At 43.2% G+C, this 16105-nt stretch carries 17 protein-coding genes; 13 read left to right on the top strand and 4 right to left on the bottom strand.

The genetic code is table 11. From position 1 onward, the window contains the following. The first annotated feature begins 367 nt into the window (after nucleotides 1–367). Nucleotides 368–838: a hypothetical protein gene (locus GC102_RS30830; RefSeq protein ID WP_171692881.1), complete on the top strand. Its 471-nt coding sequence runs from the start codon at nucleotides 368–370 to the stop codon at nucleotides 836–838. A gap of 51 nt (nucleotides 839–889) precedes the next feature. Here GC102_RS30830 and GC102_RS30825 read toward each other — a convergent pair whose 3' ends face one another. Further along, the gene (locus tag GC102_RS30825; RefSeq protein ID WP_171692880.1) at nucleotides 890–1714 is read right to left on the bottom strand and encodes a carbohydrate ABC transporter permease; all 825 of its coding nucleotides are present in this window, start codon (nucleotides 1712–1714) and stop codon (nucleotides 890–892) included. 11 nt (nucleotides 1715–1725) lie between these two features. Further along, nucleotides 1726–2241, bottom strand: a complete 516-nt coding sequence (locus tag GC102_RS30820; RefSeq protein WP_246321203.1) for a carbohydrate ABC transporter permease — start codon at nucleotides 2239–2241, stop codon at nucleotides 1726–1728. Between the two features lie 187 nt (nucleotides 2242–2428). On the opposite strand from GC102_RS30820, the gene GC102_RS30815 reads away from it, so the two are divergent. Next, nucleotides 2429–3154 carry an MtnX-like HAD-IB family phosphatase gene (locus GC102_RS30815; RefSeq protein WP_171692879.1) on the top strand — a complete coding sequence of 242 codons (726 nt, stop codon included), beginning with the start codon at nucleotides 2429–2431 and terminating at the stop codon, nucleotides 3152–3154. A 59-nt stretch (nucleotides 3155–3213) separates the two neighbouring features. On the opposite strand, the gene sspI is transcribed toward GC102_RS30815, so the two are convergent. Next, nucleotides 3214–3417: a small acid-soluble spore protein SspI gene (gene sspI / locus GC102_RS30810; protein ID WP_171642708.1), complete on the bottom strand. Its 204-nt coding sequence runs from the start codon at nucleotides 3415–3417 to the stop codon at nucleotides 3214–3216. A 158-nt stretch (nucleotides 3418–3575) separates the two neighbouring features. On the opposite strand from sspI, the gene GC102_RS30805 reads away from it, so the two are divergent. Both GC102_RS30805 and GC102_RS30800 read left to right on the top strand, forming a co-directional pair. Beyond that, the gene (locus GC102_RS30805; protein ID WP_171692878.1) at nucleotides 3576–4235 is read left to right on the top strand and encodes a potassium channel family protein; all 660 of its coding nucleotides are present in this window, start codon (nucleotides 3576–3578) and stop codon (nucleotides 4233–4235) included. A 10-nt stretch (nucleotides 4236–4245) separates the two neighbouring features. After that, nucleotides 4246–5058, top strand: coding sequence for a TrmH family RNA methyltransferase (locus GC102_RS30800; protein ID WP_171692877.1), 813 nt, complete (start codon nucleotides 4246–4248; stop codon nucleotides 5056–5058). A 98-nt stretch (nucleotides 5059–5156) separates the two neighbouring features. Here GC102_RS30800 and GC102_RS30795 read toward each other — a convergent pair whose 3' ends face one another. Next, the gene (locus tag GC102_RS30795) at nucleotides 5157–5708 is read right to left on the bottom strand and encodes a helix-turn-helix domain-containing protein (RefSeq protein ID WP_171692876.1); all 552 of its coding nucleotides are present in this window, start codon (nucleotides 5706–5708) and stop codon (nucleotides 5157–5159) included. A 145-nt stretch (nucleotides 5709–5853) separates the two neighbouring features. Here GC102_RS30795 and GC102_RS30790 point away from each other — a divergent pair, with 145 nt between their 5' ends. The 9 genes from GC102_RS30790 (at nucleotide 5854) to GC102_RS30750 (ending at nucleotide 16016) form a co-directional block, all read left to right on the top strand. Next, entirely contained in the window at nucleotides 5854–6258 is a 405-nt protein-coding gene (locus GC102_RS30790; RefSeq protein ID WP_171692875.1) for a DoxX family protein, read from the top strand. 22 nt (nucleotides 6259–6280) lie between these two features. Then, entirely contained in the window at nucleotides 6281–6940 is a 660-nt protein-coding gene (locus GC102_RS30785; RefSeq protein WP_171692941.1) for an alpha/beta hydrolase, read from the top strand. A 27-nt stretch (nucleotides 6941–6967) separates the two neighbouring features. Then, nucleotides 6968–7738, top strand: coding sequence for a DODA-type extradiol aromatic ring-opening family dioxygenase (locus GC102_RS30780; RefSeq protein ID WP_171692874.1), 771 nt, complete (start codon nucleotides 6968–6970; stop codon nucleotides 7736–7738). 28 nt (nucleotides 7739–7766) lie between these two features. After that, a complete protein-coding gene (locus GC102_RS30775) occupies nucleotides 7767–9131 on the top strand; it encodes a hypothetical protein (protein ID WP_171692873.1) in 1365 nt (454 codons plus the stop codon). 79 nt (nucleotides 9132–9210) lie between these two features. Next, on the top strand, nucleotides 9211–9972 hold the full coding sequence (locus tag GC102_RS30770; RefSeq protein WP_171692872.1) for a GTP cyclohydrolase II: 762 nt from the start codon (nucleotides 9211–9213) through the stop codon (nucleotides 9970–9972). Continuing rightward, nucleotides 9965–11062: a bifunctional diaminohydroxyphosphoribosylaminopyrimidine deaminase/5-amino-6-(5-phosphoribosylamino)uracil reductase RibD gene (ribD, locus tag GC102_RS30765; protein ID WP_171692871.1), complete on the top strand. Its 1098-nt coding sequence runs from the start codon at nucleotides 9965–9967 to the stop codon at nucleotides 11060–11062. The genes GC102_RS30770 and ribD overlap by 8 nt, the downstream gene beginning before the upstream one ends. A gap of 253 nt (nucleotides 11063–11315) precedes the next feature. Continuing rightward, entirely contained in the window at nucleotides 11316–12383 is a 1068-nt protein-coding gene (locus GC102_RS30760; protein ID WP_171692870.1) for a Gfo/Idh/MocA family protein, read from the top strand. A 167-nt stretch (nucleotides 12384–12550) separates the two neighbouring features. Continuing rightward, nucleotides 12551–14200 (top strand): response regulator transcription factor, encoded by a 1650-nt coding sequence (locus GC102_RS30755; RefSeq protein WP_171692869.1) that lies wholly within the window; start codon nucleotides 12551–12553, stop codon nucleotides 14198–14200. Then, a complete protein-coding gene (locus tag GC102_RS30750; protein ID WP_171692868.1) occupies nucleotides 14181–16016 on the top strand; it encodes a cache domain-containing sensor histidine kinase in 1836 nt (611 codons plus the stop codon). Before GC102_RS30755 ends, GC102_RS30750 begins: the two co-directional genes overlap by 20 nt. Nucleotides 16017–16105 lie beyond the last annotated feature (89 nt).

The following is a 16105-nucleotide window of genomic DNA, read 5'->3' as shown; positions in this document are numbered from 1 at the left end:
ACTAAGGGGAAAAGAGAGGGCGTTTCGATTAGAACCGTCTCAATTCAAAGTAAGCCCACTAAATCGTAGTTTAATTAGAAGGAGTGAATTTTTCTGGATGGGATCATCAAAAGTAACTAAAACAACGAAGTTATCCCAATTCGAGAAGCGATGTGATTTTCGTGAAAAAGTAGAACATGTTGCTACACAGGGAACAACATGTTCTACTTTTTTTCTGTGGATATGTGTCACGTAAAGACCATTTTTTTACAATCTAAATGTACAACCAGTTCGGGTCGAGGTTCTCGACATATACTAAATTTATAATTAAATCCGTAAATGGCGCAGTTGGAGGGCATTACATTATTAAGAATGAGGTGGAGCTGTCTTGATTAAGATGAATCCGTACATGAAAAGGAAAATAAAAGGGAAGAAATTCATTGGGTCTGGTGTAACGCGAGTTGTATACGATTTAGGTAACGGCTATGTTATGAAGATAGCAAAATCAAAAAAAGGGATCAAATGCAACAAGAGGGAAGTAGACATGTATAAATCATCTTTGAAACCGATAAGAAAATATTTTGCGCAAATTATCGATTACGACACGGATTATCGCTGGGTAACTATGAAAAAATATGATCGGAAATTCCGGAATTCCCGAATAAATAGACGATTGCTTATGAAATTAGTAAAGAAATTTTTGGACAATGGAATCATTCCATCCAAGGGTACAGGCCAATATTATAAACCGTATGCCCTTAACCTGCGTTTAAAGAAGCACTTGCGTTTAAAGCGGAGTAAACAGATCGTAGTCATTGATTATGGGGGATTTAGATTTCGTAGAAAAAAAAGCAGGTAGCGGTACCTGCTTTTTGTTTGTTAACTAACCCCATGTTCTTGTCCTCCGACATCAACCCTTGACTGCACCTGCGGTAACGCCTTTTGTAATCTGCTCATTAAATATGGCGTAGATGATAATAGCCGGTATCGAAGTTAACACCATGACGGCAAATTGTGATCCATAATCGGATGAATATTGGCCGGTGAAATTCATGACAGAGAATGGCAACGTTTTAAGTGAATCTTTACTTAAGAATGTGGATGCCATAATAAATTCATTCCAGCAAGTCAGAAACGTTGTAACGGCTATAGTGACTAATGCTGGCATCGTATGCGGCATGATAATTTGAAAGACAATCCTGTAAATGCTGCAACCGTCCATAACAGCTGATTCTTCAATAGCTCCAGGAATGCTGCGCAAAAATCCGGATAGAATGAAGGTTCCAAGAGGTACCGAAACGGCCGTGTAGGGAAGAATTAAGCCAAGATAGGAATTCGTTAGTCCTAAAATTTTGAAAATAGCAAAGTTGGGAAGCAGTGTTGCATGAATCGGAATCATAATACCCAGTAATATTACTGTGAAAAAGAAAGAACGCGTCTTCCACTGCATGCGGGTAAACGCATAGGCTAGCGATAAGGAAAGGAAGACAGTCAAGATAATAGTTACAGCTGAAATCAGCACACTGTTAAGCAAGTACTTTGGAAATTTGCCATCGACCCAAGCATTTATATAGTTTTGCCATTGAGGTGAACTAGGCCATTTCAAAATGCTCGAGGAGAAAAAATCGCTGCTGCTATTGAAAGAAAAGTCGACCAGCCAAATTAACGGAAACAATTGCCCGAAGGCAACCAGCAGGAACAAGATCCAAAGCATTATTTTATGTTTTTTCTTCATGACATCACCGCCTAGTATTCTGCTGCATCGCTACGAATTAACTTGTTGCTTAAATAAGTAGCGATCAGGCAGATAAGAATAAAAAGAATCGAAATTGCATTTGCATAACCATATTGGCTCGCAGAGAACGCTTTGTTATATAAGTAAACGGCGAGGAATTGCGTGGAATCACCGGGTCCGCCATTTGTCGTAAGAAAAACAGTTTCCATCTGCTTTAAGGCCGTCACAATGGCAAGAGTAACTTGAACGGCAATAACGGGTGAAAGCAAAGGAACGGTAATTTTTAAATGCAGCATAAGCCCTGAGGCTCCGTCTAAATTAGCAGCTTCGTACAGATCCTCCGGAATTCCTTTTATACCTGCGTAATAGAATAACAACCCCCAACCGAAGCCCGACCAAATCAGAATAAATAATAAGGTTCCCAAAGCCGTATGCATGTCGCCTAACCAAGCGTGCTTCAAAAATCCGAGCCCGGACAAGTCCAGAATTTTATTAAACATCCCGAATTCAGGATCGAAAATCGTCAACCATTTCGTGGTGAGTCCCCAATTGATGCTTTCTGCGGCTTAGAATGGGCCAAGTTATAAGTCGAAGTGATGAAAGTAGAATAGTACGCGTAGCGTAGGAACCTGTCCCTTTGGGCAGGTTTTTTTGTTGTTATATAGAAAACTAAGATTATCGGATTCTGAGTTTAATAGGGGGGACAAGCTGGCCATGCAAAAAATTGCGGTCGTGACAGACTTTGACGGAACATTGATGGAACAGGATGTTGGCGATGTATTGATGGAAGGATTAGGTGTATTGAATGAGCCGCAAGTGGTAGAGGCTTCGCGCCAGTTTCGAGAGAAAAAGGTCGGTTCTTTAGCTTGGATTGAAGCGGCTTATCCTAATCTTGCAGATCGGCAGGAACAGGTTAATAAGCTGATTGAGAGTGTGCATTTGCGGGATGGTGCGCGGGATTTTATTGATTTTTGCCAGCAGAAAGATGTGCCCGTTACGGTTTTAAGTGATGGGATGCTTTATTATATTGAGCAAATTTTAGGTCGTGATCAGGTGATAGTGGACCGAGTTATCGGGAATCCGATTACCTATTTGGAGGATGGTCAATTTCAGTTTGGGGTCCAGAATACGAATCCAGCCTGCAAATGGTGCGGGTGCTGCAAGGCAAGTGTTGTTAAGCAGCTAAAAGAGGAAGGATGGCTTGTCATTTACATTGGTGATGGCAGCAGTGACTATTATGGCTCCGGCTTTGCTGATTGGATTTTTGCGCGAGCGAGTCTTGCTAGATATTTGAAAGAGGAAGGAACGGCCTATTATCCATTTGAGACGTTTCATGATATTTTAAACATACTAAGACCAGCTTGGGATTCGTTTCTGAGTGGCACGGCGACTCACCGTCTTCAAGGGAGATTTCCTGCTGCCTGTAAGTTCCCAAATTAGGATAAAACCAGCTAAGGGAATGCCACTGGCAACCCCCTAGCCAGCTAGATGTGGTAGAGTCATTCGAGATGATCTTTGAGTGTTTCTACAAGTTGGTTTTGAATATCTGCTTCACTATGCTGCCATATGATTTCGAAAAGCACACCAAGTCCGGGCAAAACCCGTTCTTCTCCGCCGATGGAATCCTCAATTACTTCCTGAAGCTCATTATTCGATTTATTCTGGACTCGCTGGACGATGGCCTGTCTTAAGGTGATGTTCATTCGTGGACCTCGCTTCCATTTCGTTATCGATATTAATATGCGCAAGTTTCAAGCCGTTCATCCTTCCATACTTCGCCACCTATCCATGCATAGTGAGTTGCGGCCCGTGAGTATGTTATAATTATAATCATCTTAGGAATTTGGAGGACACGCCAACAGTGAGAAAGCAATTTGCGATTATTGGAATGGGAAGATTCGGGTCTAGCGTCGCTAAAACATTGTCACAATTAGGGTTTGAGGTCCTTGCTATTGATCATCGTGAAGAGACGGTTCAAGAGGTTTCAGCTTTCGTCACACATGCCGTTCAAGCAGATTCTACGGATGAAGAAGCGCTGCGAGCTCTAGGTATTCGTAATTTTGACGTTGTGGTTGTGGCTATTGGAGAGGATATTCAAGCGAGTATTCTGACTACATTAATCCTCAAAGAAATGGGCATACCTACGACTGTAGTGAAAGCTGTAAATGATCTGCATGGGAAAGTATTAAAGAAAATTGGCGCAGACAAAGTCGTTTATCCAGAAAGAGATATGGGACAGCGTGTGGCGCATCATTTGATCTCATCTAATATTATCGATTACATAGAGCTTTCTGCCGATTACAGCATCGTTGAGATTAAGGTGTCTACACAAATGATTGGTAAAAGCCTCAAACAGTTGGATATCCGGGCTAAATATGGCTGTAATGTGATTGCGATCAAACAAAATGAGCAGCTGATCATTCCGCCAAGTGCGGAAGAGCCGCTTAGAATAGACGATATTTTGGTTCTTGTAGGTAAAAATTCAAGTCTTCAAACTTTTGAAGTGACTTTCGCAGAGTAGGTAGGAATAAATGACAAGCGTACATACGGAAATTATGTCTGTTCAGAATGCCAGAGTCAAAGAATGGGCGCAGCTTTTAGAACGCCGAGGCAGGGACAAACAAGGGAAATATATCATTGAGGGTTACCATCTGGTCGAGGAAGCATTAAGTGCAAAGGCTCCAGTAGAGACCATTCTGTATAGCTTGGAAAAAGGGGTTCCTGCTGGATTAGCTGAGCAGGTTACCTCATCAGTGGAATGGGTTGGCGTCAGCCAGGCTGTGCTTGAAAAATGCTCAGATACGCAGACGCCGCAGGGGGTTTTGGCCGTTGTGGCTCGGCCACAGCTTGGCATGGACGAGCTGCTCGCCGGCGAGCATGATCTTGTAGTCGTCCTGGACGGCGTTCAGGACCCGGGCAACCTTGGCACGATCATCCGCAGCGCGGATGCTGTCGGGGCCAAGGCTGTTGTGCTCGGCCGCGGCACGGTCGATCTGTACAATCCCAAGACGATCCGCTCGACGATGGGATCGATGTATCATCTGCCGATTGTTGAGGCAGATCTGCTCGAGCTGCTGCCGCGCGCGCGTGAGCGCGGCGTGCGGCTGGTGACCACGAGCCTGCAGGCGCAGCGCTCGTGTTACGACACGGACCTGCGGCAGCCGACGTGGCTGATCCTCGGCAACGAAGCCAAGGGCGTGTCGCCGGAGGTCGCTGCACAGTCGGATGTGCAGGTGATTATTCCGATGCAGGGCAAAGCGGAATCGCTGAACGTCGCGATGGCCGCGACGGTGCTGCTGTTTGAGGCTTCGCGGCAGCGGTTGGTGCCACCGCATGGCTTCTAACTGATGAAAAAGAAAGCCCTCAACTTGGCCGCTTGGCTCAGTTGAGGGCTATTTTTTTGGTTAATCGAAATGAGTGACTCCAGACTGCCCTTACCATTTTAGATAAGGTCTCGTTCGCTGTCGCTTTCTGTATAGATGGATATAAGCACGATTGCCGTGTCTTCCCCTATATTTCTCACCACATGGGGCGTGCATGCGTTCCAACTGAACGAATCGCCATCTCCGAATTCAGCCGCATCTTCTCCCTGCTCTGCGTATATTCTTCCTTTAATGACTACATGGACCTCCTCGCCTTCATGAGCATGAGGTACGTCCCCCGTCGAAGTCCCGGGAGGGAACTCTACAAGCATCATCCTTACGTTCTTTGTAGAGCTCAGATGCTCCACCTTTAGATTTTCGGAACCGCTTGTTGTGATTCTTCGTTCTTCTTTCCGAACAATACTCATTCGATCCTCTTTCTTTAAGAGCAAATAAGCCAAAGGCACCTTTAAAGCCTGCGCTATATTTTCCAACGTCGATATGGAGGGGGAGGTTTTATTGGTTTCAACCTGACTCATGAAGCCTTGGGACAAGCCGGTTTCTTCGCAAATTTGAGCGATTGTGATATTCCTTCGCTTCCGAATCGCTCGTATTGTGGAGCCGATATCCATACGATTGCACCTCCTTTAAAATATAAGTAATACAAATTATAATTACATATTAACAAATTTTAAGTTGACACGCTAGTGTGTCCAGTATTATATTACTTATACAAACATTATTTCTTTATAACTAATATTTTTCGGGGGGATAAGAATGACAAAGACAGCAGTTGTTTCGGTTATTATGCGTGTAGTGATAGGAATTATATTTTTATCTCACGGAGTCGCTAAGCTTCAAATGGGACTTAGCAATGTAGATGCATGGTTCAGTTCAATAGGTATACCGGGATTTTTGGCTTATGTGGTAGCGATGCTTGAGCTTGTCGGCGGCATAATGATAATTGTGGGTTTGTTTACTCGTTATGTATCGGCATTGTTTGTAGTCATGCTGATCGGTGCAATTTTAACAACGAAGCTTTCGGCAGGACTTCTGGGAGATGGACAAATGCCAGGCTATGAGCTTGATCTTGGATTTATGTTGGTTTCGTTGTATCTGGTTGTTACCGAACAATCGACTCTCTCAGTCGACCGTCTTATTATGAACAAACGCAGTGCATAACTTACTACTAAGGGGGATTATGATGAACCCGTTTTATCAATATGACATTCATTTACCGGCCAATATGGACCCGGACAAGAGATATCCAGTCGTCTTTACCCTGCATGGCAAAGGCTCCAATGAAAAAAATATGTTTGGTTTGGTCGCTCCGTTGGCTGATGATTTCATCATTATCGGAATTCGCGGCAATTTGCCGCTAGGTGCCGGTTACCAATATTATGATTTGAAGAGTCTGGGCAATCCCATCCGCGAGATGTTTGACGAAGCGGTGAAACAACTCGAAGCATTCATACATTATGCAACGGAAAAGTATCCGATCGATCCAGGCGAACGGTATTTGCTTGGCTTTAGCCAAGGAGCAATTCTGTCGATGACACTTGCACTTACAATGGGAGATGAGCTGAACGGAATCGTTGCGCTGAACGGGTACGTTCCTGACTTTGTGAAGACGGAGTATCTACTGCGAAGCGTGAAGGACGTATCGATATTTATTTCCCATGGAGAGTACGATTCCGTATTCCCGGTTCGGATCGGCCACGAGACGGCGTTGTATTTGAAGGATCAAACGAAGCGTTTGACATTTAAACTATATCCTACCGACCACGGCGTATCGGAAGAGAACCAGCTTGATTTTCTAAATTGGCTTAAGCATGATGCTGGTTTGATTACAAAAAAGGACTGATAACAAAAAAAAGGAGTGAGAAGCCTCATGATGCCTTCCTATTTTTTCGCGCACGGCGCCCCATCGATCGTGCTTGAGGATAACGAATATACACAACTGCTTAAGAACTTTAAGGATCATACACCTAGACCGAAGGCAATCGTGCTCTTTAGCGCTCACTGGGAAGAATCGGTACAGACGGTCAGCGCTGCTGAAACGTATGAAACCATTTATGATTTTGGCGGGTTTCAGGATGAGCTTTACGAGATGACCTATCCGGCCAAAAGCGATCGTTCGCTAAGCGAGCATGTTCGAGCGCTGTTTGAAAAGCACGGCATTCAAAGCGTTCTGAATGAGAGAAGAGGACTGGACCACGGGGCTTGGGCGGTTTTGAAGCTGCTGTATCCTGAGGCGGATATCCCGGTTGTTGCTCTATCCGTGAACCGTCATCTGAGCAACGAGCAGCAGTATCAAATCGGCAAAGCGTTGTCAGAACTAAGGGAACAGGATGTTCTTATTATCGGAAGCGGAGGAACAGTTCATAATTTAGGAAGATTGAAATGGTCGTCAGAAGGAATTGATAAGTGGGCGGAGCAGTTCGACAACTGGCTCCAGAATAAGCTCGAGTCATGGGATACGGAAGCCCTGTTTCAATATCAAGAACTAGCTCCTAATGCCCAAGAGTCCGTACCAACGAGTGAACACTTTATTCCGCTGCTTCTCGCAATGGGATCCGGTGACTCCAATCGTCAGGCGAAGCTGCTTCACCGCAGCTATCAATACGGCAACCTAAGCTTAAGCTGCTGGCAATTTAATTAATAATGATGAGTGAAAGAGGGCGGATCAGATGAAATCCGCAGTTAAAGCGGCAATGGAGAGGATGATCATATTCTCCATTGCCGCGATTTATATTGTACAGCAGCTGACGCAGCTGGAGATGTTTACTCCTCTGCTGGGATGCCTTGTCTTTTTTGCTATCGCCATATTGTTGCCGAAGCTTAAGGGGTTGACCCTCTGGCTTACAGTATCCTTTATGGTTGCCGGGACAGTCCTCATGTTGCTTCAGAACGTGGAGGCCTCGGTTTGGTTCAAGTCGGCGGGAATAAACGTGACGATCGTTACGCTGTTCCTCTTCGCGCCGCTGTTTGGGATTCCGGTCCGGCTTCCCGTATACGTCGACGCCTTGAAGCGTTTCTACGAAGCAAACTTTCGCAGCAAAGCAGCTTTATTCATAGGAACACAGTTTCTTACACAAATCATGGGCGTGTTTATCAATGTCGGTTCGATCCCTGTCGTGTATCAAATGGTCTTTGTAAAGCCGCAACCCGGTATGTCCCGGCTGCTTGCCAATGCGCTAAACCGGGGATTTGCGGGGGCGATTCTATGGTCGCCGTATTTCGCCGCGATGACGCTCGTGACATCGGCGCTTGAGTTACCTTGGTCGTCTGTTCTGCCTTATTTGCTCGGTTTGGCTGTCCTTAGCCTCGTCGTAAGCTGGGCGGTCGATTTCAGGGAGCTGCGGGAGGCTGAAACGGAGCCACCTCAACATGAGCTGGCTAAGAAGCAGGGGAGTGCGGCTTTTCCGATAGGGCTAGGGATATATTTAATAACTGCTATAATCGCCATATTGGTATTGGAGCGGTTGGTTGAGCTGCCGATGGTGATATTAATTTGTATGGCGGCTGTATTATTTCCGCTGATCTGGTGCATGGCTAAAGGGTCGATGGCCGTATACAGACAAGGGTTGAAGAATCATGTTACCGTTACGCTACCCGCCTTGCAGAAGGAAATCACGTTATTTTTGGCGGCCGGCTTCTTCAGCGGTTCAATCGGCGTAACGAGGTTCGGAACCACGGTTCCGGCACTGCTGGAGCAAATACCGCTGTCGGTATCCTTAACATTCTCGGTATTCACGGTGGCTCTCATTGCGGGAACCTCGTTAATCGGTCTTCATCCGATCGTGCCGGTCACCATTCTTGCTGGCGGCATTGATCCGGTGAGCGTGCAGATCAGTCCGATGTATTTCGCAGTACTGCTGCTGGGAAGCTGGAGCTTGTCCAATCCTATATCACCAGCCTCGGCCGTGAACAATTTGCTGGCGGGTCTGTTTAAGAAGCCGGTGTTTGAGGTAGCCGTGCCGAATTATAAATTCGCCGGGTGTATGGCGATCGTGCTGATCATATATTTGATGGTTGTTGTAGCCCCCACATAATCGCGCATTTATTTAAGCAAAATAAGACAAAGATTATTTGTCGGAAATTCCAATCCAGATTATTAAAGGGGACGTTTCCATGCCTGCTGTAAAAAGCTTCGATCCTAAAGTGATTTCTCTTTTACAAGAGAAAATAAAACTGATCAAAACGGACGAAGGAGCCGTATATCTTGTCGGACCCATTAATCTGCCAGTTAACTTACTTGGGGAGACAGTCCAGTTTAAGTGGTACTGCTGGCTCAATTGCAACGAAGTGACTGAAGATTTTGAGCGTATTGTCGCCAAATTATCTGCTGCTAATTTAGCGGAATATCAACAATCGAGTGTACTTGTCCATGGGGATTTTCAAAATGCAGAACATGCCTTGATTCGGTTTCACTCCATCTGTCATACCGGAGATATTTTCGGCAGCAAGCGATGTGACTGCGGATATCAGCTCAAACAGTCGATGAAACATATTGCCGAGCATGGAAGCGGCGCGTTATTTTATCTGGCAAATCATGAAGGACGAGGCATCGGACTCTTCAGCAAAGCTCTTGCTTATATTCTACAGGAAAACGGATATGATACGGTGGATGCCAATCTTCAACTTGGTTTTGTTGATGATTCACGTGATTATAGCGACGCGATAAAGGTTTTAAAAGCACTTCGGACAAAGCCGATCACACTGATCACAAACAATCCCAAAAAATTAGATGCGCTTAGTAAGGCAGGTCTGGATGTAGAGGATCGGGTGCAGCTTTGGGGAGATGTTTCCGAGTATAACGAGAAATATTTGAAAACGAAAGTCGAGCGGTCCGGACACTACAATGAAGGCGAAGGCTGTTGCAATAATGACTAACCACGAATTTTACATGAGGCTGGCATTACAGAATGCGATGGCTATGAAAGGGCAGACAGATCCGAACCCACTTGTTGGTTCTGTCATTGTGAATGATAACCGGATCGTGGGCATTGGGGTTCATATGAAAGCGGGAGAGCCTCATGCTGAAATTCATGCTATTCGTATGGCTGGCGAACACACGCGAGGGGCGACCATTTATGTAACGCTTGAGCCATGTTCTCATTATGGTAGAACCGGGCCTTGCGCAGTAGCCATCAGGGAAGCCGGTATAAAACGGGTGGTTATTGCTTCAATGGATCCTAATCCATTGGTATCGGGTAGAGGAGTAAGTATACTTCAGGAAGCAGGCATCGAAGTCATCGTCAGTGTATGTGAAGAAGAATCCCGAAAAATGAATGAAGTTTTTAATAAATTTATCGTTCAGCAGACGCCATTTGTAACACTAAAATCCGCAATCACGATGGATGGAAAGATTGCAAGTTTTTCATCAGATAGCAAATGGATTACCTCCGATTTAGCTCGCGAGGACGTCCATATGCTTCGAAATCAGAACGCCGCGATACTTGTTGGCGTCAATACAGTGATAAAAGACGATCCCCAGCTTACAACAAGGATGCCTAATGGCAGGAATCCTGTTCGCGTGATCCTAGATTCCACTTTACGTTTACCTACGGGAGCAAAGGTGGTAACGGATGGGCAAGCCCCAACATGGGTGTTTACGACAAAGTCTCATGAGCCTGAAAAGCGAAAAGCATTGGAATCAGCAGGTGTCAAAATATTTGTAACCGAGAAGACCGGCAAGGTTAATCCACTCGAAGTTCTTCAGGTACTAGGTAAGCAGTTAATCTCTTCTCTTTTGATTGAAGGCGGCAGTGAAATCAATGCCTCTTTTTTTGAAAATAGGCTCGTAGATAAAATGATTATTTACATGGCTCCCAAATTAATTGGTGGCCAAAATGCGCCATCGTTTCTAGGAGGAACCGGGTTTGATAAAATGAGCGACGCTGTAGAGCTATCCGATGTAAGTGTTGAAACACTGGGCAATGATTTTAAATTTATTGGATATCCGATATATAAAGAGGGATAACATGAAGTTTGGATTCGATATTGATGACACGCAAATAGAGCTCAATTGGTCGATAAATGACCTTTTGAGCTCTATTTTCTATTCTTCCCCCTCAAGCCTAAGCAAATATCAAACATAAAGCCATTAATTGAAGCTCTTGTTCCTCAAGATTGTCATTATTCAAAGAAATCAACAAAGTTCGAAATATACATTTAAAACCTAACTGTCTAAAGTAGGGGGTATCCCAGGATGTGACATCGGAGGAGAATGTATTATGACAAAGATTAAAGTAGGAATTATTGGTTTAGGAGAAGTAGCGCAAATCATTCATTTGCCGATTCTGGAATCCCTGCCGGAGCTCTATGAGATGGTTGCTTTTTGTGATATTTCCCCAAAGCTTCTTGCGAAGATGGGGGAGAAATATCGCGTTCAACAGCTATATCTGAACGCAACAGACATGTTTGAACAGTCCGAACTTGATGCTGTTTTTGTACTGAATAACATGGAATACCATACGGAGTGTACCGTTGCGGCGTTAAACAGGAACATATACGTTTTTGTAGAGAAGCCAATGTGTGTCACCCCAGCTGAGGTTAAAGAGATTATCGATGCGCGAGATGCCACAAATGTACATGTGATGGTTGGTTATATGAGGCGATTTGCTCCCGCCTATCTTCGGGCATTAGAAGAGGTGAAGTCGCTTGGACCAATTATCTATGCACGAGTGCGTGATATTATCGGTCCAAACGGGTTCTTCACGGGTCAATCCAGCCATGTGTATCGTTTCAATGACATTCCAATTGAAGCTGTTCACGACCGTAAGGAGCGAAACGTCAGATTAATGAGAGAAGCGGTCGGTGAAGCAGCTGATGACATGTATGGAGCCTATGGATTATTGCTTGGATTAAATAGTCATGATATTTCGGCCATGCGGGAATTGATTGGAACGCCCATTCGTGTGAAGGCGGCTTCATCTTGGTTGGGGGGCAGATTCAAGAATGCGATTTTCGAATTTGATGGCTTCAACGCCACATTTGAAACAGGGATGGACCAACAGGGACGCTTTGATGCTCATATCGAGGTTTATGGTGAGAATAAATCGGTTCTTATTCAGTATGACACACCCTATATCCGACAATTGCCAACGACGCTGCTTATTAGCGAAACAAAAGGGGACAGCTTTGAGGAATCGGTTATTCGCCCGACATACAAGGATGCTTATGTGTGTGAGATTGAGTATTTCTATGAGGTAGTCACGAAAGGGATGCCGCCAAAGACGACACCGGAAGATTACCTGCAGGATCTCGTGATCTTCAAGATGATGATTGAAGCAATGAAGTAATAGAAACGGCAGGGGACTATCTTCCCCTGTCGTTTGATGTTTTACGCTACTCATATCCTTAGGAGCTACTAGCAAAGAGAATATCTTATGTTAAAGTAAAATCAAAGAGTTCCGTTTTTCCAAATAATGACTATATAAAAGTGTTAACTAAGAAATGAGGGTTGTCGATGTATAAAGTTTTGATTGTAGAAGATGAGATGTTGGTACGGATTGGTCTGAAAAGCTCCATTGATTGGGGCGAATTGGGTATGGAAGTGATTGCGGATGTTTCGAATGGACAAGCAGCCTGGGAAGTTTATCATGACCAAAAACCAGATTTGATTTTAACGGATATTAAAATGCCAATCATGGATGGATTGCAGCTTATTTCTCAAATTAGAGAAAAAGACTCAAAAACGAAAATTATTATTTTGACAGCCTATGACGAGTACAATTTGTTGCGAAAAGCCGTTCAATTGGGAATTTCTGACTATATTCTCAAACTAAAAATGTCCATTGTTGAAATGGAATCTGTTTTGAAAAAAGTACAAGCTGAATTACTGGAAGAAAATATACATACTACTACCACGCAAGAAGATTTGAAAGCGAACATCATTCATCTCAAAGAAAATGCAGTGAAGGATTATTTGTTTTACGGGCGATATTCGGAAGCGGAATTTGCTGAAGTGACGAATAAATTACATTTTCGCATAAGTCCGGAGCGGCTGGTCCTATGTGTACTTGCGATCGATAAATTTGAGCAAATGGAAAGTAAATTAAAAGACAATCAAGGAAATCTGATCCGATTCAGTATTCTGAACATCATCAATGAATTGTTGGGTGGATACCTCCGAGGGGAAGTTCTTCATGAGAAAGACGAGAAATATATGCTGCTTTTCAGCTTCCAAGATGTGATTAGCGAGCAAAAGATTTATCAGAATGTACAAGAAATCCTTTCACATATTAACAACATAATCAAGAAATACCTTAACACATCGATCTCCTGCGGAATTAGCACCATAAATAACGGATATTCTTCGCTTAAACCAATGTATCGTGAATGTGTCACCGCACTAGAGCAGCGATTTATATTGGGGAATGAGAGATTCATCCAATGGCAAGATATGGGGAGAGACAACGTACTGAAAGATATTAGGATGAAGCTCGAACAAATGTGGCAAGATTCAGATCAATTTAATGAGAGGTACGCGAAAGAAATAGAAGCGGGTATAAAAATCCTTACCCAGTCAGCAACTATTTCCAAAGCAGAAATCCAAATCATGGTGATCCGCTGGATCCATTGGCCAACCGTTTATTTAAATGTATACATGGATGATATCTCCAACATGGCGCTTGATTTTGCGGGCCAAATTCATAAATGCACAACGTTAGACGAAACGATAGATATTTTCAAACAATTCCTCTCCGAGCTTAAAAGCAGTCATGCGAAGAAGAAATTCATCGACAAAGAAATCGCAGAAGCGGCGAAGTTTATTCAAATGAATTACCATCAAGATATCTCGTTGCAGCAAGTAGCGGATCAGGTGAAATTGAGCCCTAATCATTTCAGCAGTTTATTCAAAAAAAATTTAGATTTGAGCTTTATTGAGTATTTGAACCGTTTCCGAATAGACATGGCCAAGGATATGCTGGTAAACACACATCTTAAATCCTATGAAATCGCCGAAAAGGTAGGGTATATGGATTACAGCTATTTTAGCCGCGTTTTCAAAAAGGTCACAGGTATGAGGCCGAATGAGTTTCAGAAGCAATGGTTTGTGGAGAATCGGGCAGAAAGGAATGATGGGGATAATGGGGATGATGAAAGCATTCTTTAAAAGGAAATATCGAAATTCCTTGTCCAATCTCTTGTTTGTTTCTTTCTTGGTCATGTTCCTGCTTATCTTCACCATAAGCTCGATTTTTTCATATTCAGGGATATTAAATATATTAAAAAACAATGCGAAAGAGAATAGTCTGCAGCAGTTAAAACAATATGATTATAATTTGTCTATTTTTGCGGGTGAGGTGGATCAGGTTTCCAGGCAGCTTGTTTTGGACAGCGAATTGCAAAATTTGATTGATTACAAGAACGTGACAGAGATTGATCGTGTTCTTCAGATGGAGATAGCTTTCAAAGATTTCGCACAAATGCTTTCTAATTACAAGTTTATCGATTCCATTAGCTTTTATGGGGAAGACGGATTCGTCATTAGGGCTAGTTCAAATAGTAACGATATTCTTTATGATTCATCGAGTAAACAGAACCAATTTTATAGGTCGGAAATTTATCCTGCGGTTAAATCGAAAGCGCTAACACTGACTTGGTTTGGTGGCTTTACGGCTCAGGATTTCAACATAGCGACAAGCAATACGCTCTCTAAAGAAGCAGCAGATTCAAAGCCGACTTATTACATATCTGCAGCCAGAAGCATATTTTCGAATAGTCAGACGGGGACAATCGTAGTTAATGTGAATATGAAGTATTTCACTGATATTTATAACCATGCAAGTGATAATAGGAACAGAGAAATGTACCTCATGGATGGTTTTGGTAAAATTGTTTCTCACAGCGACGAAGCCAAGATAGGCAGTCACGGTACGATTCCGCTGCAATTCATATCTGCTACTAACGGCGGCGACAAGTTATCTAGCTATGAACACGACGGGAAGCAAATCATGACTTATAAAAGCAGCAGCTTTGATTGGATCTTAATTTATGAAATTCCCTTGAGTGAATTTACCAAGGATATTTTGACTTTAAGGCAGATTGTGATCATGATGTTTATCTTTAGCTTGCTTTTTGGAGCTATTTTATCCAGGTACTGGATCCGTAAGGTTACGATGCCGCTGAATCGCTTAACTACGGTCATGAAGAAAATGGAACTAGGGAATCTAGGTCTTACACTTGATCTGGATGTGAGAAATGAGTTTGGGATTCTGATTGCGCAATTTAATAAAATGTCGAAAAGTATCGTGGAGCTGCTTAAGCAAAAGGAAACGATCGAGGAAGAGAAGAGAAGGATAGAAATTGGCGCTTTGCAGTCGCAGATTAATCCCCATTTCTTCTACAATACGTTAAATACCATCAAATGGATGGCCATCATGGTCAAAGCGGACAATATTGTGGAAAGTCTTACAACGTTAGGTGACATCCTGCATCCCATGTTCAAAAAGAATGATCTATTATGTTCCATCCGTGAAGAAATCGAATATCTCGAGAATTATATCAAAATTATGAATTATCGGTATGCTGGGGAGATTAAAGCCAAAATCAGCATACCCAATGACGTCATGGAATGCCAAATCCTTCGTTTTCTCCTCCAACCATTGGTAGAAAATGCGATTTATCATGGTCTTAACAGTCGAAATGGTGGTGAAATCATCATAACTGCCGAAGAACAAAACCATGAAATTGTATTGTTTGTTTACGATAATGGCGAAGGCATGTCCAACAAGAAGGTTCAAGAAATCAGAGAATTTTTGAAGAGCAAGGGTAGTGAAGATAACCAACAAGAAACAGGCATCGGCTTAATGAATGTAAATCGAAGAATTCTGCTTCATTTCGGCGATCCTTATGGCATTCAAATCGAAAGTGAACAGCATATAGGGACTAAATTGAAAGTAACAATCCCGAAAGTCCAAAAATCGTAAAAAAGTACCACCTAATTGTAAACGCTTTTTTTATTGGGGCAAAGTGCTCATATTTGTTCTGTATTTCGTAAAATTGTTCATTTTTATTC

Origin of the sequence: Paenibacillus germinis (assembly GCF_013141785.1) — a bacterium.
GTDB lineage: Bacteria > Bacillota > Bacilli > Paenibacillales > NBRC-103111 > Paenibacillus_E > Paenibacillus_E phytorum.
This window is presented reverse-complemented; position numbering and strand designations above follow the sequence as displayed.